The 21,634-nt window shown below is 43.9% G+C and carries 20 protein-coding genes; 8 read left to right on the top strand and 12 right to left on the bottom strand.

Going from position 1 to position 21,634, the window contains the following annotated elements; genetic code table 11:
• The first annotated feature begins 162 nt into the window (after nt 1-162).
• From K7G75_RS12215 to K7G75_RS12195, 5 genes are read left to right on the top strand one after another with little or no spacing between them, the layout of a single operon-like run.
• Nucleotides 163-441, top strand: a complete 279-nt coding sequence (locus tag K7G75_RS12215; RefSeq protein ID WP_222984525.1) for a 2TM domain-containing protein — start codon at nt 163-165, stop codon at nt 439-441.
• A 40-nt stretch (nt 442-481) separates the two neighbouring features.
• Entirely contained in the window at nt 482-784 is a 303-nt protein-coding gene (locus K7G75_RS12210) for a 2TM domain-containing protein (protein ID WP_222984524.1), read from the top strand.
• The gene (locus tag K7G75_RS12205; protein WP_262420342.1) at nt 775-1,089 is read left to right on the top strand and encodes a 2TM domain-containing protein; all 315 of its coding nucleotides are present in this window, start codon (nt 775-777) and stop codon (nt 1,087-1,089) included. Before K7G75_RS12210 ends, K7G75_RS12205 begins: the two co-directional genes overlap by 10 nt.
• Nucleotides 1,090-1,091: 2 nt before the next feature.
• Nucleotides 1,092-1,433, top strand: coding sequence for a 2TM domain-containing protein (locus tag K7G75_RS12200; protein ID WP_222984523.1), 342 nt, complete (start codon nt 1,092-1,094; stop codon nt 1,431-1,433).
• A 15-nt stretch (nt 1,434-1,448) separates the two neighbouring features.
• Nucleotides 1,449-2,204: a LytR/AlgR family response regulator transcription factor gene (locus K7G75_RS12195; RefSeq protein ID WP_222984522.1), complete on the top strand. Its 756-nt coding sequence runs from the start codon at nt 1,449-1,451 to the stop codon at nt 2,202-2,204.
• 90 nt (nt 2,205-2,294) lie between these two features.
• Here the strand turns inward: K7G75_RS12195 and K7G75_RS12190 are convergent, their stop codons facing one another.
• Nucleotides 2,295-3,485: an LETM1-related biofilm-associated protein gene (locus K7G75_RS12190; RefSeq protein ID WP_222984521.1), complete on the bottom strand. Its 1,191-nt coding sequence runs from the start codon at nt 3,483-3,485 to the stop codon at nt 2,295-2,297.
• Nucleotides 3,486-3,619: 134 nt separating this feature from the next.
• A complete protein-coding gene (locus tag K7G75_RS12185; RefSeq protein WP_222984520.1) occupies nt 3,620-4,156 on the bottom strand; it encodes a mechanosensitive ion channel family protein in 537 nt (178 codons plus the stop codon).
• 69 nt (nt 4,157-4,225) lie between these two features.
• Here K7G75_RS12185 and K7G75_RS12180 point away from each other — a divergent pair, with 69 nt between their 5' ends.
• Together K7G75_RS12180 and K7G75_RS12175 are read left to right on the top strand one after the other, a co-directional pair.
• Nucleotides 4,226-5,203 carry a CorA family divalent cation transporter gene (locus tag K7G75_RS12180; protein WP_222984519.1) on the top strand — a complete coding sequence of 326 codons (978 nt, stop codon included), beginning with the start codon at nt 4,226-4,228 and terminating at the stop codon, nt 5,201-5,203.
• A 194-nt stretch (nt 5,204-5,397) separates the two neighbouring features.
• Nucleotides 5,398-6,048: an OmpW/AlkL family protein gene (locus K7G75_RS12175; RefSeq protein WP_222984518.1), complete on the top strand. Its 651-nt coding sequence runs from the start codon at nt 5,398-5,400 to the stop codon at nt 6,046-6,048.
• Nucleotides 6,049-6,134: 86 nt separating this feature from the next.
• Here K7G75_RS12175 and K7G75_RS12170 read toward each other — a convergent pair whose 3' ends face one another.
• Nucleotides 6,135-7,136 carry a bifunctional helix-turn-helix transcriptional regulator/GNAT family N-acetyltransferase gene (locus K7G75_RS12170; protein ID WP_222984517.1) on the bottom strand — a complete coding sequence of 334 codons (1,002 nt, stop codon included), beginning with the start codon at nt 7,134-7,136 and terminating at the stop codon, nt 6,135-6,137.
• A 140-nt stretch (nt 7,137-7,276) separates the two neighbouring features.
• A complete protein-coding gene (locus K7G75_RS12165; RefSeq protein ID WP_222984516.1) occupies nt 7,277-7,864 on the bottom strand; it encodes a superoxide dismutase family protein in 588 nt (195 codons plus the stop codon).
• Nucleotides 7,865-8,040: 176 nt separating this feature from the next.
• On the opposite strand from K7G75_RS12165, the gene K7G75_RS12160 reads away from it, so the two are divergent.
• Entirely contained in the window at nt 8,041-8,247 is a 207-nt protein-coding gene (locus tag K7G75_RS12160; protein WP_222984515.1) for a hypothetical protein, read from the top strand.
• A 4-nt stretch (nt 8,248-8,251) separates the two neighbouring features.
• Here the strand turns inward: K7G75_RS12160 and K7G75_RS12155 are convergent, their stop codons facing one another.
• From K7G75_RS12155 to K7G75_RS12120, 8 genes are all read right to left on the bottom strand, one after another.
• Complete coding sequence (locus K7G75_RS12155; protein ID WP_222984514.1) at nt 8,252-9,472, bottom strand: bifunctional alpha/beta hydrolase/OsmC family protein; 1,221 nt, start codon at nt 9,470-9,472, stop codon at nt 8,252-8,254.
• 74 nt (nt 9,473-9,546) lie between these two features.
• On the bottom strand, nt 9,547-10,254 hold the full coding sequence (locus K7G75_RS12150) for a DUF2490 domain-containing protein (protein WP_222984513.1): 708 nt from the start codon (nt 10,252-10,254) through the stop codon (nt 9,547-9,549).
• Nucleotides 10,254-13,466, bottom strand: coding sequence for a WD40/YVTN/BNR-like repeat-containing protein (locus K7G75_RS12145; protein WP_222984512.1), 3,213 nt, complete (start codon nt 13,464-13,466; stop codon nt 10,254-10,256). Before K7G75_RS12145 ends, K7G75_RS12150 begins: the two co-directional genes overlap by 1 nt.
• Before the next feature lie 27 nt (nt 13,467-13,493).
• Nucleotides 13,494-16,754, bottom strand: coding sequence for an amidohydrolase family protein (locus K7G75_RS12140; RefSeq protein WP_417950645.1), 3,261 nt, complete (start codon nt 16,752-16,754; stop codon nt 13,494-13,496).
• Nucleotides 16,755-16,849: 95 nt separating this feature from the next.
• Nucleotides 16,850-17,431 carry a YdeI/OmpD-associated family protein gene (locus K7G75_RS12135; protein WP_222984510.1) on the bottom strand — a complete coding sequence of 194 codons (582 nt, stop codon included), beginning with the start codon at nt 17,429-17,431 and terminating at the stop codon, nt 16,850-16,852.
• 1 nt (nt 17,432) lies between these two features.
• The gene (locus K7G75_RS12130; protein WP_222984509.1) at nt 17,433-19,046 is read right to left on the bottom strand and encodes a M1 family metallopeptidase; all 1,614 of its coding nucleotides are present in this window, start codon (nt 19,044-19,046) and stop codon (nt 17,433-17,435) included.
• Nucleotides 19,047-19,079: 33 nt separating this feature from the next.
• On the bottom strand, nt 19,080-20,411 hold the full coding sequence (locus tag K7G75_RS12125; RefSeq protein WP_222984508.1) for a M28 family peptidase: 1,332 nt from the start codon (nt 20,409-20,411) through the stop codon (nt 19,080-19,082).
• A gap of 37 nt (nt 20,412-20,448) precedes the next feature.
• A complete protein-coding gene (locus K7G75_RS12120) occupies nt 20,449-21,633 on the bottom strand; it encodes a nuclear transport factor 2 family protein (RefSeq protein ID WP_222984507.1) in 1,185 nt (394 codons plus the stop codon).
• Nucleotide 21,634: the final 1 nt, after the last annotated feature.

Genomic DNA, 21,634 nt, shown 5'->3' with positions numbered 1-21,634 from the left:
TGCTGATGACAAACTTTTAGCAAGGAAGCAAAGCCCATTTTAAGCCCATTCACAGTTCATCCCCAAAAAACAACAGTTCGCGAATCCATTTTTTAAATTCTGTAGCCTTGCTCTTAAGTTTGTTCAAGGATTAAGTTAAGCATCAATCAAAAGAAAACGAATATGGAAAACATGGACGAATACAAATACAAAAGGGCCAAGCAGAAAGTGAGGTGCATAAAATCCTTTCACGTGCATTTGTTGGTCTATATTGTGGTGATTACATTCTTGGCATTCATCAACGTTATGACGGCGGATTACTTGTGGGTGTTTTTCCCTGCATTGGGATGGGGTTTGGGGTTGATTGGACATTGGCTACATGTGTATGGCGCAGATTACATTTTAGGAGCCAATTGGGAAAAACGCAAGATCCGAGAACTAATGGACAAAGAGGAATTCTGATGAATCCGTATCTTTAATAAGTATCGATCAAACCAATATCATGGAAAACAATAGCAAAGAAAATAAGTATATAAGGGCCAAGGAACGGGTGGACGAACTGAAAAAGTTTTATGCCAATCTATGGTCATACATTTTGGTGATATCCGCATTGGCACTTATCAATTACCTTACCAACGGATTTAGTTATATGTGGTTTTTATGGGCTGCTTTTGGATGGGGAATAGGGGTGTTCTTCCACGCAGTGGGCACTTTCAACCTGAACCCGTTTTTTGGTAAAGGATGGGAAGAGCGAAAAATAAAGGAGCTGATGAAAGACGAGGAGGAATCAAAAAAATGGAAGTGACCATGGATTTGGAACAGAATAAATTGGAACGGGCAAAAAAGCAGGTTGAGGAAATTAAGGGCTTTTATGTGCATCTTTCGATCTACATAATCATCAATGCCTTTGTTTTGGTCAACATTTACCTCCACACCGACCATTTTTGGCAATGGCCCCACTTCATCACACTGTTTGGTTGGGGAATAGGTTTACTGTTCCATGCCTCCAAAACCTTTGGGTTTAACCTACTATTTGGCAAGAAGTGGGAGGAAAGGCAGATTCAGAAGTACATCGATGAGGACAAAAAGAGAATGGACAAGTTCAAATAATCATGGAAGAGGCATACAATAGGTTGGAACAGGCCAAGAAACGGGTAAAACAGTTAAAGAAATTCTATTCCCATATCGTGGCTTTCATAGTGGTCAATATTGCGCTGATCGTATTGAAATTGGAAGTTTTGGGCTATCTGAAGAACAAGATTGACGGCGTGGATTTTTATGTGGCCCATTGGTTGGATTGGGAAATCATTTCTACCCCAATCATCTGGGGACTGATTCTTGTGGCACATGGACTTTGGGTTTTCTATTGGCCGTTGACACAAAAATGGGAGGAACGACAGATTCAAAAATACATCGAGAAGGAGAATGGGAAGGAACATGAACGATACAGGTAGTTTCAAATGGTAAAAATGAAGGTAATCATAATAGAGGACGAAAAGCCTGCGGCAAGACGTCTGAACCGATTGTTGGAGGCTTTGGATGTACAGGTATCGACCATGCTCCATTCGGTGGACGAATCCATTGAATGGTTTCAGAACAATCCGCACCCAGACCTCATATTTCTGGACATTCAATTATCGGATGGATTGTCCTTCGAGATTTTTGACATGATCGATGTGAGCAGCGCCATTATTTTTACCACCGCTTTTGATGAATATGCCCTGCAGGCTTTCAAGTTGAATAGCATTGATTATTTGTTGAAACCCATCGATGATGAAGAGTTGGAAAGAGCGGTAAAAAAGTACCGGAATCTTCAGAACAATTCCAACAATATGTCCATCGATTTTGAAGATATAAAAAAGCTTTTGGTTAACCCTTTGGAACGGGAATACAAAAAGCGGTTCACGGTCAAAGTGGGCCAGCATATCAAAATTGTGAACGCCGATGATGTGGAATGTTTTTACAGTGAAAACAAGGGCACCTACGCGGCCACTTCCGACGGTAGAAATTATTTGTTGGACACAACCCTTGAGCAGTTGGAAGAGGAGTTATCGCCAAAGACTTTTTTTAGGGTGAGCAGGAAGTTTTATGTGAACCTAAACCATATAAAAGACATCATTGCCTATGCCAATTCCCGCTTAAAAATCAAGCTGAACCGGTTCGATGAGCAAGAAATCATCGTAAGCAGGGAGCGCGTAAGAGACTTTAAGCTATGGTTGGAATAAATGGAGTAAAAGTACTGGAAAACAAATTGTTGATTTCATAAATAAAGCACTATAAATATTTCTTATAGTGCTTTTTTAGGGCAAAAAGAGCTAAGAATCCTCCACCCGGTTCTCGTCAAATGCGGAAGGGAGCAATTTTGGGATCAGCTTTATGAAAATGGGCAACAATACGGCACCTCCAGGAAGCATAAAAATGGCCAAGGAAGGGATGCTCTTAAAAACATCGATCAATTGTTTCTGCACTTTTTTTCGCTCTTCAGGGTCCAATTCCTTAACGGTGGATTTAGACAATAGAGTGACCAATTCCCGACTTTCAGCAAGCTCTTTTTTGAGTCTTTTGCTGTTTCTCAAGATGAGTTTGCTCACACTTTTTGACATTCCTTCATAGAACTGTACGGCCAAATTTTTGTCATTCAAATAGGGTACCCTTGAGGCGTTTTTCTGAAAAAAATCCTGCACAAAATTCAATGCAGATCTCACCTCGATTTTTGACTTATCCAAGTCCAGTCCAAGGTTAAAAATGTAATCCGATTCGGTATAGTCCAATGCCTTGTCCTCCCAAATGGTCAGGCAGGCCATATCCAGAAAATAATCTTTTTCGTATTCCGTAAAGTTTTTCTGGAAAAGCGCTCTATATGACCCATCGAATTTTGCATCATTTAAGTCCACATAGGTCAAAGATGCAGCCAAGACCTGAATCAGTTTTTCGTCGGTTTCATGGGTTTTTTTGGAACTCAGTGCCCTGTATACAATGTTCATGGTAACATATTCCAACAACTGGGCATGCTCCATGGTTTGCCCCGGATTTTTAAGATAGTTCTGGAAAATGAGGATGTCCACAAACAAAAGGGAATTGGTGATGCTGTTGCCAAAGGCCCTGCTGAAGGCATTTCCACCCATATAGATCCTGGAATCCATCAGTTTCTCCAGTTTCGAAACTGTATGCGTACCACTCAGTATTTTGTTCAAAAAGGAAATCTTACCAACCTCCAGCGATTTATAGTAATCAAAAACAGTGTTTACGAAAGTGTCGAAATCCGTGTTTCGGGTTTCAAAGAGGTAGGAAAAATAAAGGGCGGTTAGCAGATTTATTTTGGCGGCCTCGTCCTCCGTCAAGGTGTGTTCCACTTCAATAAAGGCTGGAATGTCAAGATGGATGCCATAAACAAACCCATTTTTCTTCAGCTCATGGTACAGCCCTTCGAAGTTATCGAAGGCTTTGGGTCCATCATCAACGAGGTGTCCAAACTTTTTTATCCAACCGGAAGCAGAAGGGTTCATGGGGCAAGATTTACCTATCAAAGAAAAGCAAAATATGCTACTTAATGGAATTTAACCGGGTATCCATGTTAAAAATGGGTTATGATTTCAAGCTAATTATTGAGCAGTTCATTCGCACCAAACGAAACTCCATATCAAAATTCCCCCTCATCATCAAAAGCCTCTACCTCGGGCTGTAGGATTTCGATGCCTTTTTGTATGACCAAATTGGTAGGAATGGTAATTCTTCTTCCGTCATCGGTCCGCATAAAAAGATAAAAACCACTAAGGTCCTCTACTTTTCCGGTCCAGTCAAAATCCTTGTCCAATACCCTGATACGGTCCCCGAGTCGCAGAGGATGGTTAAAAAACAAGATGACACTGGCGGTCAAATTGGAAAGTATGGACCATTGGGCCACAAAACCAACGCCCAAAATGGCCAAAATAGATGAAAGGAAAACGGAGAACTCCTGCAGGTTGACTCCCCAGATTATGGAGATGCCGACCAGAGCAAGAGCATAAAACATAAGGTTGTGGAGATAAAAAATTATTTTGCGGTTGTTCATGTCGATGGAACTGATCCTGCCAAATCTTCGTATGGCACGTTTCCCCAAGGAGTTGATCACAAAAATCAAAACCAGCAAAACGATGGTCATCAGGATTTCGGTTTTAAAGGGCATTACGTCTAGCATGACATTATTCAAATTTTTTAAATTAACTTATTGCTCTAAACTACAAATAACATCCTTTATTTCTACACGATGGCCACTGAATTTGAAAACAATACTTGGGTAATAAATTATTCTCAAGAAAGCTATTACAACCGCAAGTTTTCCCTGGAAGCCGATGGGCGGTTATCCAAGGGCGACAAGACCATAACCTGGGTAAACACCTATGGTTTGGACTTCCCGGAAGAGTTCAGGAAGATGGTGCTGGGCAATGAACTGGACGACTTTTTGCTAAGGCTCTTGCTCAATCCCAATTTAGGCAACAAGGTGATAGAATTGGAGGACCAGCTCTTTTTGGCGGCAAGGATATTAAAAACGGAGGATAATGAGCTGGAAGCGGAACAAATGTTCTTTGTGGTTGCCAAGGATTTTGTATGGTGCATCCAGGAAAAGCAGGGGGATCATTTTGATTGGATCCGAAAACGGATTTTCGACAACAAGGGAATCATTAGGAAGAAGAAGGCGGACTATCTGCTCTTTTTCATTTTGGAGACGATCGTGAACAATTACAAACAAAAGTATGAGGAAATGGTGATAATGGATGACCTGGTCTACACCACCAAACAAGAGCCCACACCCCAGTTTATGGTAGAAGTGGAGCAGAAGAAAGCAATTATCCATCAGTTTAAGAAAGCAGGGCATGGACTTCGCGATGTGGTGGTAAAACTGGAGAGCGTTGAGGTAAAAGGCTTCCAAAACAAGTACTTCAGTGAACTGCGCGAACAGGTCAATGGACTTTTGAACGAAATTGAATCGGACATTCAGGAGTTGGAGAGCCAAATCAACCTGTTTTTCAGTATACAGGGACATAGGCTTAATGAGGTGATGAAGACCTTGACCATTTTTTCAGTAATTTTTATTCCGCTTACCTTTTTGGCGGGAATTTATGGCATGAACTTCGAAAATATACCCGAGCTAAAATGGGCCCATGGATATTTTGTGCTGTTGGGAATCATGATTTTTGTCGCCGTGGTCACTATCATCATTTTTAAGCGCAAAAAATGGTTTTAGGATTTATTTTTTTAAAAAACATCCATTCTTACCCTAAAATAAACCATGTCCAAATGGGCTCCCATGCCATAAACGACCATAATCTTCGGTATATGGGACAAATAAGTTTTCTGTCCAAATTCCTCCAATGATAAACATCATATTCCTTAAAAAAAGCGGAAGGTAATTTTGCCGGAACCTTAAAACAGAACATGATGAGAAAAGCAGTAACAATTGCATTGGCTTTTTTGATGGGATTTGCAAACCTGACACTAGCCCAAGATGACACAAGCGACAGTAACGGAAGTAAATGGCAATTTCGACTTAGGGGAATTGTGGTTGCTCCTGACGAAAGTGCTGATATTGAAGCTATTGGAGGGGATGCTGATATTTCGACCGCCTTTGTGCCCGAATTGGACATTTCCTACTTTTTTGATGAAAACTGGTCCGTGGAACTCATCTTGGCAACTGCCAAGCACGATGTCACCGCTGTCGGCACAGCTGTTGGTGATATAGATTTGGGGCATGTGTGGTTACTGCCTCCGACCTTAACAGGGCAGTACCATTTTACAGGTGGGGATTTTGTTCCATATCTTGGAGCAGGTGTGAACTTCACCATCTTTTATGGCGTGGATGAGGGCCCCACAGCGGATGACGTGGATTATGATTCGGCACTTGGCTTTGCATTGCAAGGCGGTTTTGATTTTATGCTGAATGATAAATGGTTCTTGAATGTTGATCTAAAAAAATTATTCTTGAACACCACCGCCACTGTGAATGCAACCACTGCGCTTGGTGCCACAGTGGATGCCGACGTTGACATCAATCCATGGATTTTTGGCTTTGGCGTGGGGGTGAAACTATGAGTGGTTTAGATTGTAATTGAAACGAAGACGGCTTGGAACTCCAAGCCGTTTTTTATAGGTACCGTACAATGGATGCTTTGTACCCGTTAGGGTTGATCTAACTTCAACCGAAACCCGTAGACTTTTAGATCACCTTGTTTGAAATCAAGGTCGCTGTATCGTATGAAGCCCAGGTTTTCGTATATTTTCCAGGCAATTTTCATATAATCGGTCGTATGGATGATTAGATGATGGTTTCCAAAAGATTTGGCTTTTTTAATACAGGTTTCGCTTAAGGCTTTGCCAACTCCCAAACCCCTAGCGGATGGAGAAACGGCCAAAAGCCTGAACCCTGAAGCATTCTTTTCCTGAGTGGCCGTACCTCCGGAGCCATAATATTGCATATCATCAAAATATAGCACTGCGCCTAAAAGATTGCCTTCATGGGAAATGGCGACCAAAAGCTGGGTGTTGGGTTTTTTCGTAAACCCGCCTATGTTTGCTAGGGTGTCATAATAGGCTGGCTGTTCACTGGGTTTGGGGAATCCTTCCAGACTGGAATATACTTCGACCATTAATTTGCCAATCTTCTTGAACTCAGACTCCCTGGCATTTCTAATAGTGAACGATGGCCTGCTGTTGAAACGTTTATCGTAACGCTCCCTAAAACTCCGTTCATCGAAGGCCATCTCCAAATAATTCAGCTGCTTCAGAAAATCTGCAGGGACCAATTCCTTCAATATTTCTTCAATTTTTTGCCATTCTGCTTCCAAATGGGCAAGTGCTGATTCGCCTTTTTTGGAAAGCTGTAGCTGTGTTTTTCTGCCATCATTGGAATCCTTATGACGTTCAAGATAGCCTTTGGATTTCATTTTCTGGGTTATTTTGATAAGCGCCGGGTGGGAAAAACCCAAACTGGAGGCCATTTCGGTAACCGTGAGCCTTTTTTTCTCCTTCAGAAGCAAAAAGACCACATGCCAATTGGGTTCTATCTCCAATTGCATGCGGGTATAGTGTTCCACTGTACTGGAGGCTATTTTCTCGTTCATCCGCTTCATGCGGGCCGTAAACCCCATGTGGTTTAGGCTGGTTAGGAAATCGTTTTTCATGGTACTTATAAAAACTCAACAAATATATGAAAAATACGTAACCAGTTACATAAATTAAATCTCTCTTTAGAAATTTATTTTGAAGCATTGAATAAAAAAAGCCGCAGCATGCGGCTTCTTTATAAAATTTTGGTCTTCCGCTATTGGATGATTCCGGCACATGAAATTCTTGGCCCGGCGGCCCCACTGGGTTGGGAGGTGAAATCATCCACCCCTTGGTGCACGATAACGGCCTTGCCCACAATATTTTTGGTTTCATCATCACATCCGATGCACCATTGATCTGTTGCAAAATCCACGGTGGCATTTCCGTCGGCTTCGGCCACAAAATTTCCAATGTCCCCTTTGTGATAACCACCTTCGGCACCCCATTTGGCATGCGGTTGAAAGGTAGGGTTCCAATGCCCGCCTGTGGAGGTTCCATCGGCCGAGGAGCAATCCGCTTTTTCATGAATGTGGATAGCATGTTCCCCTGGAGTAAGTCCAGAAAATGTGGCCTTCATGATGACCACTCCGTTTTCTTCGGTAAAAGTCACCTCACCTTCAACATAGCTGTCGCTTTTGGGCTCCATTTTAAAGGTGAGTTCTTTCTTTTCCACTTCTTCCACTATTTCTTCAACGGTTTCCTCAACCATTTCAGAGGCCTCATCCGCCTCTTTTTTTACTTTTTTACAACTGAACGCGGTGATCAACAATAACCCTAAGATCACGGATTGTATTTTTTTCATTCTAGGTATTTTTAGGTTTTCCCCTAAGGTAATCATAATTCATGGAGGTGTCAATTTTTTTGGGCTTCGTTTGTTTGCCACGGATGGCCATATTCATCACGATATAATGATCTGTCAATTATCCCGTTAGTTTCAAAGAGAGGTAAACATGAGTCACAAAGCCAAATACCCACATTTTGCCCGATAAGGTGTCCAACTATATCAAATTCTTTATGTATTGCAGCAAGCGACGGGCTTTTTGCAAGGGATACCACCGTTTAAAGAAGGATAAGTTCAGGGGATATATAGACCAGCACAATTATGTGAGATCGCTCCGCAGTATTCACAGGGCGGCATTGGAGCTGGAACTGGACTATTTTGACATCCTTCACATGCGCTTGTAGGCCGCTATTCAATCAATTTACTTACTATCTGAATCTGACTGTGCAATGTTTTGTGCACGGGGCATTTGTCCGCTATCTGCATAATGCGTTCCTTTTGCTTTTCATCAAGATTGCCCACCAGTTTGATCTCCCGATGGAAGGTATCTATCTTGGAGCCTTCCGTTTCACAGTTTTGGCAGTCTTGGGCATGCGTTTTTCCATAAGAAGTATGCACCTCGATGTTCTCCAAGGGCCATTCCTTTCGTTTGGCATACATTTGAACGGTCATGGCAGTACATGCAGAGAGCCCCGCCGATACAAGCTCGTAGGGCGATGGCCCAAAGTCATTTCCCCCGTAATCTTCCGGTTCGTCGGCAATCATGTAATGGTTGCCTACCTTCATTGAGGTGGTAAACGCATCTTCCTTGTCCAAACTGGCTACCACTTGGTGCTTGGTCGCCAGATTGTTATTGAGAACATCCTGAATATCCAAATAACGCCTGGCCCATCCTGAAATCACCTCGCCCACGTAGCGGGAATCTTCCTTTTTGGACAATAAATGATCCGCTCCATCCAACGAAACGAAGCTCTTGGGATGGTGTGCCGCAATGTAGATTTCTTCTGCATTTTTTATGCCCACGGTATCATCTTGGGGAGAATGCATGATCAGCAGCGGTTTTCGTAGGGCCTTTACTGTTTCTGGCAAAGATTTACGCTCCAGGTCTTCCACAAATTGCCGTTTTATTTTAAAATCACGCCCACCAAGATTTACTGTGGCCTCTCCCTGTTTTTGGATTTCATCCAACTCGCTTTTAAAAAGATGCTTCACGTGCACGGGATTGGATGGTGCCCCAATGGTGGCAATAGCATTGACAGCGGGTATCTGCGCAGCGGCAAACAGCACAGCGGCCCCGCCAAGGGAATGTCCAATCAGCAGGGTAGGGGCTTCATAGTGCTCTTTCAGATAGTCGGCAGCGGCAACCAGATCTTCCACATTGCCGGAAAAGTTGGTGTTGGCAAAATCACCTTCGCTCTCCCCCAAACCGGTAAAATCGAAACGAAGCACACCAAATCCATTCGAGGTAAGTGCCTTGCTTATGTTCTTAACGGCAAGCAAATTCTTAGTGCAGGTAAAGCAATGGGCAAAGACCACAAAATTATGGGGATGCTGATCAACGGGAAGTTCCAATCTGCCCACCAAGGTTTGACCACTTTTGTTTTTGAAATTTACCTTTTGAAGCCCCATGACGAAATGTATTTTGGTTATGAGGCAATCCCATTGTCCACAGCTTGGGAAGTAAACTATCCTAAACTTTTAGATCAAGGAGCCTCTTTTTTCTTAAAGATATCTCTTAGGTCGGGATTAAAGAAAAAACCTATCTGCCAACGATCAAAAACGGCATTGGCAAACTGGTTTCTCAAATATCCGAATTGCATGCTGCTGATTTTATTGAGATGCAATCCAACCGCGCCATACAGTCGGTTTTGTCCAAATAGATCGTCTTGAAGATTCACGAACAGTTCATCATAAAAGTTCAGGAAGAACTTATCCGATAGGGGTAGGGTCACTTGAATTCGATACCGGGCGCGATGTTGGGTATCCCGGGTCGGGCCAAAATCGAGAAAACGCTGCTCCAACCGATATCGATGCTCAAAAAGCAACTTCCAGACCTGGTTTCGCAAAATGAACTGTTCAAAAATCCTATGCTCCCTACTGTCAAAAGCACCTTCAGGCTCCGAAAAGCTTCCATCGGTTTTGATATAGGCATAGCCTCCGGTGGCCATGGCATTGGCATCGATATGATAGTTTAACCCAGTACGGAGCAACAATTGGTTGAAATTATCTGGAACTTCGTAATACCGAAATTGTCCCTCGGAATGCACGCTAAGCTTTTCCGAGACCCGGTTGGTGCCAAAATACATATACCAAATGCCGAATTCCTCTTCACCCGGGTTTTGGGCAACCAACCTTAGTGTGCCCATTAGCAGGATAAGGACCGCTGATGATATCCTATTGTTTTTTTGCATCAATCCAAACTAAAGGTTTCTATTGCCTTAAAGGGTGAAAGGTCCAAAGATTCCATGGATTCTCTATAGGATTTCCAATTTTCGTTGAAAAAAGCGTTGGTTTTCCCCAGTGCTTTTTCCAGTTCTTCCTTTGCGAAGGCTACTAGACGTTCCTCGGTCTTGGTGATGCCTGATTTACGGCTGTTCACATAGGAAGTTGCGGTGTTCAATCGCTGCATTACCGAGGTTTGGGGATTTCTTGTGATACCTTGCCGCTTGTCCTCCTTTCCAATAAAAAGGGCAACTACGGAGTCTACTTCCTTCGCTATATTTTTGGACGCCTCGATTTGCTCCTTGAATCTTTCCTCGTCCAACTCCTTCAGTTCCTTTTGGTATTTGTTGGCCAAATCTTTGCCCAGCACCAATTGTTTTACTGCATCCGCTGCTTTTTGCGTATAGTCTTCCAACTTTTTGCCTAGCTCATAGACTTCATTGATGGAGGCTATGGAAACCTTAAGTCTAGGGTCCGTTTTTACAGTAACTTGTGTAGAATCCTTTGTTTTCTTGTAATGGGCCACCACTTTGTATGTTCCGGGCTTTACAGTGACACCGCCTGATTCTTCCGTCTTTTTACTGATTTTTCGTGCAGGGGTATCGGGACCTTTTTCATCCAATGTCCAGTACATGCGATGGAAACCAGCCTCTTTTGGGGTCTTTTGCTTCAAAGTTCGAATCAATCGGTTTCCATCATAAAACTTGAAGATGATGGAATCTTTGTCCTTTTCACTTTTCTCCGTTGCTTCACCATTCCCGTTGGCATCTTTGTTTTCTTTGTCTTCGGATTCATCTTTTGGGTCTTTCTTGCCCTCTTTTAAATAATAGGTGATCATGGCTCCTTCTTTTCGGTTCTCGCCATTGTAGAGGGCATCGCCACCAAATCTGCTTCCGGTCGGTTGCTGATAGGCGGCCAAATAGGCATCTGGACTTTTAAAAAGGCTGATTTCTTTTTCTAGAATGGAACTATTGCTTGCCAAGGCCCGCAATGGTCTTATATCATCCAATACCCATGCTGCGCGTCCAAAGGTGCCAATGATCAAATCTTGTTCCCTGGGATGAATGGCTAAATCCTTTGTGGAAACCGTTGGAAAACCTTTGTTCCATTTTTGCCAGTCATTGCCTGCATTGAATGAAATATATAGTCCATCATCGGTGCCCAAAAACATTAGATTGGGATTTTCGTCGTCTTCTATTATGGACAGTGTATAGCTTTTCACGTCAGTCTGGTCCACAATACGGGTCCAAGTCTTTCCATAGTCCTTGGTTCTATAGGCGTAGGGTGTGTAATTGAACCTGCGATAATCGTTGGCAATCAACAAGGCTTCACCTTTATTTTTCTTTGAAGCTTTTATCTGGGCAATCCAGCTTCCCGTTGGTAGACCTTTGATGTTTTGTGTGACCTCGGTCCACGTGCTCCCGCCATTTTGGGTGAAGTGCACCCTACCATCATCGGTTCCGACCCACATCATGTTTTTTTCAACTGTGGAGGGCTCTATCACCAAAATGGTACAATGGTTTTCTGCACCAGTGGCATCCATGGTGAGTCCTCCGCTTTCACTTTGTTTCTGCTTTTCCGGATCGTTGGTGGTCAAATCTGGAGAAATCACTTCCCAAGTCAACCCTTTATCCGTGGATTTGTGTACAAATTGACTTCCAAAATAGATGGTGCTATTGTCAAAAGGGTCCTGCCCGATACCTGCATTCCAATTGAAACGAAGTTCTGTATCCGCATCCGGTGGGGTAGGTCGTACGGTGTAGTTGTTGCCTGTCATCCAATCGTATCGTCGCACGTACCCTTGTTGACTCATGGCGTAGCCATATCGACTGTCATCCAGATCTGGAACCACATCAAAACCATCTCCAAAAGCTATTTCTTGCCAATAGCTATTGCGAATGCCTTGGTCACGCCAAACATAGGCAGGTCCGCGCCACGATCCATTATCTTGCATTCCACCATAAACATTATAGGGATACTCGTTGTCAACACTTATGTGATAGAACTGCGCTACGGGCAGATTGCCAATGAATCGCCAGGTTTTGCCACCATCTTTGGTGATGTTCATGCCGCCGTCATTGCCATCGATCATAAATTGTCCATTTTCAGGATGTATCCACCAGGCATGGTGGTCCGGGTGTACGCCATTGTCCACTTGGTAAGCAGGCATCAATTGTTCAAAGTTTTTGCCACCATCCTCCGATACATTCACATAGGTGAAAATGGAGAAAACCCGATTTTCATTTTCGGGATCAACATAAATTTCGGAATAATAGAACGGACGATTGCCAATGTCGTTTTTATCATTGACTTTTTTCCATGTAAACCCACCGTCTTCAGACCTATATAGCGCATTCTTTTTAGCCTCGACCAAGGCATAGACTATGTTGGGTTTGTTTTTGGCAATGGCAACGCCAATTCTTCCCAATTCTCCTTTGGGCAGTCCATCTTCCTCGGATAGTTTCTTCCAGGTTGCCCCGCCATCATGGGTGATATGAAGGCCACTGCCCTCACCGCCTGACTTAAAGAACCAAGGATCACGTTTGTGTTCCCACAGGGCAGCGATGAGTTTGTTGGGGTTTGTTGGGTCCATGATCAAATCGGCTACCCCGGTTCTGTTGTTGGCAAAAAGAATTTTGTTCCAGGTTTTGCCTCCGTCGGTTGTTTTGAAGACACCCCGTTCCGGATGCTCGCCCCACGGGGAACCGATAGCACCTACATAGACCACGTCAGGATTAGTTGGGTCTATAATCACCCGATGGATGTGTCTTGTTTTTTCCAGTCCCATGGATTTCCAGGATTTTCCTCCATCCAAGGATTTGTATATTCCATACCCGCCATTTAAACTGTTTCTTGGGTTGCCTTCCCCGGTACCCACCCAAATTACAGAAGGATTGGATTGCTGAATGGCTACTGCACCTATGGAAGCAGTGACTTCCTCATCAAAAATGGGGCTCCATTTGATGCCTCCCGAAGTGGATTTCCACAGGCCGCCAGAAGCGGTGCCCACATACATGATATCCGGATTGGCGTGTACCACATCTATGGCAGTGACCCTGCCGCTCATCCCAGCGGGGCCAATGTTTCTTGGTTTCATATCCTGGACCAAATCCAATGAAAATTCTTGTGACGAAAGTGGAACTGTCAATAAAAATGATAGGAAGAAAATAATTCGTTGCATATGTTTAGTTTGGGTTTGTTTTTTTGATTATTGATGGCCTACATGGCAACCACATCCGGGTCTGGTGAAACTTTGAACATCTTCGTGCCAGGGAAAGGCAGCATTATATTTATTGTTTTCCCACCAAAACTTTGTTCTATTTGATTCGGAATTGCCAATTTCATTCATGGTTTCAGTATCAAACAGGCGACCGTTTACCATGGTATATTTTACGGTTTCGGTATTCCGGATATCATCCAAAGGATTTTTATCCAGAACAATCAAATCGGCCAGTTTGCCCACTTTTAGTGAACCGATATCGTTCCCAGCTCCAATGTAATTTGCACCATTGATAGTGGCTGCCTGTAATGCCTGCATGTTGGTCATGCCACCCTGGTGCAGCATCCACAGTTCCCAGTGGGCTCCAAGCCCTTGCAGCTGACCATGGGCACCCATATTCACTTTTACGCCCTCATTGGCGAGAGCAGTAGCAGTTTTTGAAACCAAAATATGTCCATTTTCATACTCTTCATCAGGAACCATGGTCCGGTAACGAGATCTGGCATCGACCAATCCTCTCGGGGTATATTTCAAAAGTTTTTCATTTTCCCAAACGTTGTCTTTTTGATAGAACCAGTACTCACCATTAATGCCGCCATAGTTCACGATAAGGGTGGGTGTGTATCCCGAATTGCTGGTCTTCCAGAGTTCCAAAACATCCTTATATACCGGTGCCACGGGGATATTGTGCTCCACTCCTGTGTGACCGTCCATGATCATGGTCATATTATGATAAAAAGTAGAACCTCCTTCCGGGACCACATTGATGCCCAATTCCCTGGCCGCTTGCATCACCTGTTGGCGCTGATCGCGTCGAGGTTGGTTGTAACTTTTTACCGATTTGGCACCGAAAGCCTTGGTTCTTCGAATGGCTGAACGGGCATCGTCCAAATTGTTGATCACCGCTTTGAAATCGCCGTCGGCACCATAAAGAATGATTCCTGTGGAGTACAATCGAGGACCGACCATATCGCCACTTTTAATCAATTCGGACATGGCAAAAATAGACTCTGTATTTGCCGATGGATCATGGGAAGTGGTGACGCCAAAAGCCAAATTGGCATAGAGTTGCCAATGTTTTTGAGTAGTCAGCCCATAACGGAAACCGCCAACGTGCGCATGGGCATCCACAATTCCGGGCATAATGGTCTTTCCAGATACATCAAAGACCTTGGCATTGGAAGGAATGTTGATTTCGTCTGCCTTGCCCAAATATTCAATCTGATTCCCATTGACCACCAAAGTGCCATTTTCAATGACCTCGTCACCTTCCATGGTAATGATTCGAGCATTGGTAAAGGCAATCCTGCCCGATGGTTTGTGGGTCTTTTGCACCAAGTTGACCTTTATGCCAACACTATCCATCTTTTCGGGTTCCTCTGGGGAGCCAGGGAGAAAAGTATAGCGGTTTTTGATGTCGTTGGAAAAATATTCATCACCCAGCGTCCAAAATACCCTTTTGCTGTCCGCTGACCAATGCAGGTTGATTCCGGCATCTTTTGAAATTTGGGATACAGGTACCGCTTTGGACTTATTGTCCAAGTCAATTTCTTTGCCATTGAGCACCAAAGGCGCAATATAGGCCTTGTGAAGGATGGTAAAAGCTATCCATTCGTTATTGGGACTGGGAACCAGTCGGTTCGCGTATTTGGATTTTAAGTGCACTCGTCCATCCTTTCCATTCAGGTTGACGGATTTCAATTCCTTGGTCAGATCACCAAAATAAAGGCCTCCAGTTTGGTAAAAGATGCGGTCCCCATTTTTGGAAAAAGTGGGATATTCACCTTCCTCAACGATCCATTTTTTATTGGAACCATTGGTATTCATGGTATAGATTCCAGATTTCTTGGCAAAAGCCAAGCCTTGATCTTGGTTACCAGATTCTTTTCTGAAAGTGACTTCTTTGCCATTGGCGTTAAAAGAAGGGGTGCGATAGATTCCTTTTTCGGATGTTAGGGGAGTTGATGTGCCTCCGGAGGCAGGTATTGTGTGAATGGCCCCCAAGTTTTCATCGTTCCAGGTCACGAAAACTATGGTCTTTCCATCCGGGGAAAAAGCAGGCTCAAATTCAAAGTCCGTCCCTTTGGTCAGGCGTTTGGGTGTTCCGTCGGGCAGTTTTTTAGTCCATAAATAGCCCAAAGCATTGAATACCAGTGTTTTTTCATCGGGAGAGGTTACGGCATGCCGGATTACCTTGGCCGTGAACTGATCCGGCGCCACTGGAGAATCAACCCGTAAGGTCTCTGCAATCTTGATCTTTGCATCCACACTAAAAGGAATAGGGGTAACTTCCAGGGAGGCGACATCAATTTTATGGATTTTGCCCTTGTTCCAGAACACGATTTCGCGATTATTGGGCATCCAACCAAAGTTGGGATAGACACCAAATATGGCCCAAGCTTCTTGCTGGTCCTTGTTTAGGTCATCAAATAGGGGCCATTCCTCGCCAGTTTGCAAATCATGCAGGTACAACACCGATTTGGTCCGAACCCTTTTCACAAAAGCCAACAATTTTCCATCCCTTGAAACTTGAGGTCTTGCAGCGCCCCCAGGTCCACCGGTCACAGTGATGGTTTCCCCGGTTTCAAAATCATATCGTTTTATGGCATAAATCTGCGTATTGGGATCTTTATTGTATTGAAAAAAGCCGCCCGGATACATATCCTCGCTATAATATAAATATCGACCATCGGGTGAAACGCAGGGTTCGTTGACATCCTGTTGGTCATTTTTTCGCGTGGTTAGCTGCAGTCCAGAACCACCAGTGATATGGTATTGCCAAATTTCCCCCGCCCCAAGGGATCGCTGTGAAGTAAAATGCTTCCGGGCCACCAAAAAATTGCCGTTGGGCATCCAATACGGGTTGTTCAGTAGCCTGAAATCCTCCTCAGTGACCTGCTTGGCATTGGAACCGTCGGTATCCATAATCCAAATGTTGTCACCACCCCCGGCATCACTGGTAAAGGAAATTTTGGAACCATCTGGGCTGAAACGGGGCTGAATCTCAAAAGGAATACCGGTGCGTAGAGCCTTTGCTTTGCCACCGGTGACGGGCATGGTGTAGATGTCGCCCAAAAGGTCAAAAACAATTGTTTTGCCATCCTGACTTACATCCAGGTTCATCCACGTGCCTTCATCCGTGGTAAATGCATGATCCTGGTAGTTAAAATCCCCAGCAGGATTGGCAACATCCCACTTGGCTTCATCTTTTTTTTCTTGTGAAAAGAGGTGGGTCGACGCTAGTAGCATCAACAGGAAAATTGGCTTTCTCATTTTTGGAAGTTAATTAGTCGCTTAAAGATAAGTAAAAGCGGTTTTGGAACTCTTAAAGTGTTGTTAAGGCCCTACCTATTGCCCGGATTTCTGGATTTTATGTTTTGTTCCGATAGGGAAATAATTTCGGAAATTCTCTTGGCCCGAGTTTCTTCCCGTTTGGCTTGGTTCAACCAATACAAATAGCTTTTACGCTGTCCACGGGTAAAGTTTTTGAAATTTGTAAGTGCCGTTTTATTCGTACCAAATGCGGCTTGCAGGTCTTCTGGAAGCACTCCATTTTCCACATCATCCAAAGCAGTCCATGACCCATTCTTTTTTGCAATTTTGATGGCTTTCAAACCACTGGCGTGCATTAGGCCATCAGCTTTTAGTTCTTTTATATGTTGTTTGTTGACCTTGCTCCAGACACTTTTGGGTTTTCTGGGGCAAAAGTATTGACGCCGTTTCCCGTTGCCCAGACTCTTTACAGTGCTATCTATCCAACCATAGCAAAGTGCTACGCGAACTGCTTCTTCCCATCGCATGCTATCGTTTTCGTGCTCCACTTTGTAAAAAATCAAGTGAATTCCCGACGATACCTTGTGATTTTCATGGAGCCATTCGCGCCATTCACCATCATTTCTAAAATAGTGTTCGTCGAGCTGGTCCAAATCAGATTTTTTCGATTTCGATGTAAAAATTGTCGTCAAAAATCAATTCTTCTCCTTCCAAATGCTCAGTTTTCCAATTATTATTGGGGAAAAGCCAGTACTCTTTGCCATCCACAAATAAGCGTATGGGCATATCAAAATCGGTAACCACATTTATGTAGTGATAGGTGATGGAATTTCCTTCCAACTTGAATTCCAATTTGGGAATCATGGTGGTTCTAAGATATTGGTCAAAGAACGCCGAGAGGTCCTTCCCTGTTTTCTCGCTTAGATAATCTTCGATTTGCTTGGTAGTCACGGTTTGATGATAAAACTCGGAATTGAGGCCCCTGAGAGCTTGTCGCCAAAGCGCGTCATCCTCTATCAATTGCCTAAGCGTATGGAGGATGTTGGCCCCTTTGTAGTACATATCCCCCGAACCGCTTTTATTGACGTGGTATGGCCCAATTATGGGTCTGTCGTTTTGAATGTTTGCACGTGTCCCAATCACATATTCAGAGGCCGCCTTTGGGCCAAAATGATAATCCAAGTATAAATTTTCCGAATAGGCGGTGAATCCCTCATGAATCCACATATCGGCAATGTCTTTATAGGTGATGTTGTTGGCGAACCATTCGTGGCCTGCTTCATGTATGATGATAAAATCAAACTTCAATCCCCAACCAGAACCGGAAAGATCTCGGCCCAGGTACCCATTTTGATATCCATTGCCATAAGTAACGGAGCTCTGGTGTTCCATGCCGAGGTATGGGACTTCCACCAACTTGAATCCATCTTCGTAAAAGGGGTAAGGACCGAACCAATGCTCAAAGGCATCCAACATCATACGAGTTTGCTTAAACTGTTCCTTGGCCTTTTCCAAGTTCTCGGGCAATACATAGTAGTCCAAGTCCAGAAATCCTTTTTCTCCTTCGTATTTTTCTCCAAAATGGACATAATTACCAATGTTCACATTGACACCATAGTTGTTGATGGGATTGGAAACAAACCAGTGAAAGGTTTTTTGGTTTCCAATTTCCTCCACTTTTTCCAATTTTCCGTTGGAAACATCCATTAGGTTTTTGGGAACGGTCACACTAATGCGCATGCTGTCCACTTCATCGTACATATGGTCCTTGTTGGGCCACCAAACACTGGCCCCGAGTCGTTGGCAGGAGGTGGCCACAAATGGATTGCCATTTTCATCCTGTTTCCATGAGAAACCTCCATCCCAAGGTGCCCTAACGGCTTTTCGTGGGTGTCCCGAGTATTCAATTTCTATTTGGTTGAAGTCCCCTGGACGTTGTTTTTTATTCAATTCGATGAAATGTGCGGCTCCCTCAGAGGTGAAATCAAGTTTTTTTCCGTCTTGGGTCACGGATGCTATCTGCATGGGTTCCTGCAAATCAATCTGCAAGATGTTGGAAGGCTTCAACACCTGATAACGTACCGTGTTGCTTCCAGAAATAAACTCGTTGTTTGGGTCCACTTCAACTTTTAGATGGTAATAGTTTAAATCCCACCATTCCCGTTCCGGGGTAATGCTTCCCCGGAGGGTGTCCTGACGTGTAAAATTTTGGGCCGAAACAAAATAGCCGCCAAGAATGGCCAATGTCAGTAAAAAAAAGTGCTTCATACTATAAAAATGATTCGCAGTTTAAAAGCTTGATTATCTAAACACCTTATTGGGAAAAACCACCGGGCTTTCATGTCCATCTTTGCCCACGGATGCCACCCCGAAAAAGTAGTTGTCAATAACTATGCCGTCCAGGGTGTGCTCGGTGACATCACCCACATACTTGAAGTTGTCCCAAGTGGGAGAGGTGGTATCCCGCCAATAGATTTTATATCCCGCGGCGCCATCTACTTTGTTCCACTTTAGTTTGGTGGATGGTTCCACAATTCCCCCAATCTCAACGGTGGATGGTGCAGGGGGACCCCATGCAATGGACGCCAGGGAAATGGCATTTACCGCTGTCAATTTCTTGGCATATTCAAAATTAACGTGCTCCAACACATCACCATAAGCGATGCCATCCTCAACCCGGATATCTTGATGTTGTTGGGTATAGTTTTCATGGGCTTCCATAATCCGGATTCCGGCAAAGCCTGCATCGTTGAAAGGTCTGTGATGCCCGCCTCTTCCAAAGCGATCCAAGCGATAAATGAGCATTGGATTCATTTCGGGCATATACGCTCTTGTCGTTTTGTGGACGTAGCGGGCCAATTGACGGCTTATGCCATCCACCTCACCTCCGTAAAATCGTCGGGCCTGTCGTTCATCTTCGGTTTCCGTGGGCGGAACTGGTTCGGAGAATATTCTGAAATCCCTGTTGCTTACCACACCATCTACTCCTGTTATATTACCAATCATATCGTTATTGAGGATGCCAACAATGTCCCAACCTTTTTCCTTGGCATGGGCCGTAAGCCCCCTTCCACCGTAAAGTCCTTGTTCCTCTCCGGAAAGGCCTACGAAGATAATGCTGCTCTCAAACTGATACTTTGAAAGTACACGTGCTGCTTCAATAGTGCCTGCCATACCGCTGGCATTGTCGTTGGCTCCTGGTGAATCTGATGTAAAATCGACGGGATCACTGACACGGGAATCAATATCCCCGCTCATGATGATAAACCGGTTGGGATATTTGGTTCCCCGCTGTATCGCAACCACATTGACCACCCAAACATCTTTGATAATTCTTCGACCGTCTCCTTCTTTTACCAGGTCTTTTTGATAGAACACCTCTAAACAATCGTTGCAATTGGATGAGATTTTATCAAATTCGGACTTGATCCATCTGCGGGCAGCACCTATTCCCCTTTTTTCGGAGATGGTGTCGCTCAAGGTATGTCTTGTGCCGAAGCCCACAAGGGTGGTAACATCCTTTTCAATCCTTTCGGAGGAAACGGCGTTGATGATTTCGTATACTCTTGGGTCGGATTGGGCAAAACATTGTATTGATATCCAAAAACATAGTAAGGAACATAATGTTTTCATTCTAATGGGATTTTTAAAATCTGAAGCTATGAAAAATTTATCTAATGAAAGTGACCTTGGCAATTTTGCCATTTTCAACTTCATAAATCGCCACTGCGCTGATGTATGTACCATTTATCCGGACATATTCCTCATCGACCACTTTATTTCCGATGACCATTCGATTTTTGATTTCACAATGAAGATCGGGCGTGTTTTCAAAAAAAGTAGCGTAGCGTTGGCGCATTTTTTCCTTTCCTTCTGAAAAAAGGGTGTTGGGGAAGTTATACAGTTTTACGTCTTCGGAATAGGTGTCCATGAAAGCGTCGATGTCCCTTGTATTATAGGCTTCCAACTGTTTCTGGACAATTATTTTTGGTGATTCCTCGGCAACAAAGGCCAACCTGGTCCTCCCATTGTTCACCGCAATTCGGGAAATGTTGTTGATTTCTTCCTCTTGAAAACGAAAAAGCTGTTCCCAGTCCACCCCGTTTTGGGTATCAAACATTAAAAGTGTTTTTCCAGCTCCTGTTAGTAGGGTGTTTTCATCCAACCAACAGATGTCCTCCTCATTTTTGTATACCTCCGCAATTTTTTGTGTAGCCCCAGAAATGGGGTCCATGGATTTTATTTCCCAGGTTTTTTTCTCCTTGCTGATATATCCAATAAGGTTCGTTCCCGGAATTTTATGTAATGATCGGCCAACATTCTTCTGATGGGTGTGGTTGGAACCATCCTTAAGATTGCTGACTACCAAGTCCAAACGGTTCTCAACCAAGACTGAAGAAACCAAAATATGATCGTTGTGCCACACATGATAACCAATCTTCAGGTTGTTCAATGGTTCGGATTCTCCTGTATGGACATCGTATTCATAGAGTCTTTGGAGTCCATCCAGATCCAGTCGTATGGCCGATATGTTTTTGGAATTTGGTATTCGCAATGGCGAATATTCACTGCCAATGGGAGTATTTGTAATCCATTCCGAGGTGCTTCCCTTACTGATGTTGAAACGCAGTACATCGGTTTGGTCCGCCCGTGTGGATGAGAATAAAACGGTATCATCATCCCAGAAAGAGGGCTGGTTATCATACCCTTCATTATTGGAGATGTTTTTCGGATTGGAAAGAATGGGTGCCCCATTTTTCCATTCGAGATCAAATAAATATACTTCGGTGTTTCCTTGCCCCAGTGCTATCGACCCTGCAAATAGGCCAAAGAGGACAAACAATCTATTGCTCATA

Source organism: Flagellimonas meishanensis (assembly GCF_019880545.1).
GTDB classification, from domain to species: domain Bacteria; phylum Bacteroidota; class Bacteroidia; order Flavobacteriales; family Flavobacteriaceae; genus Flagellimonas; species Flagellimonas meishanensis.
The sequence above is the reverse complement of the archived record's forward strand: the minus strand, read 5'-3'. Positions and strand labels throughout refer to the sequence as shown.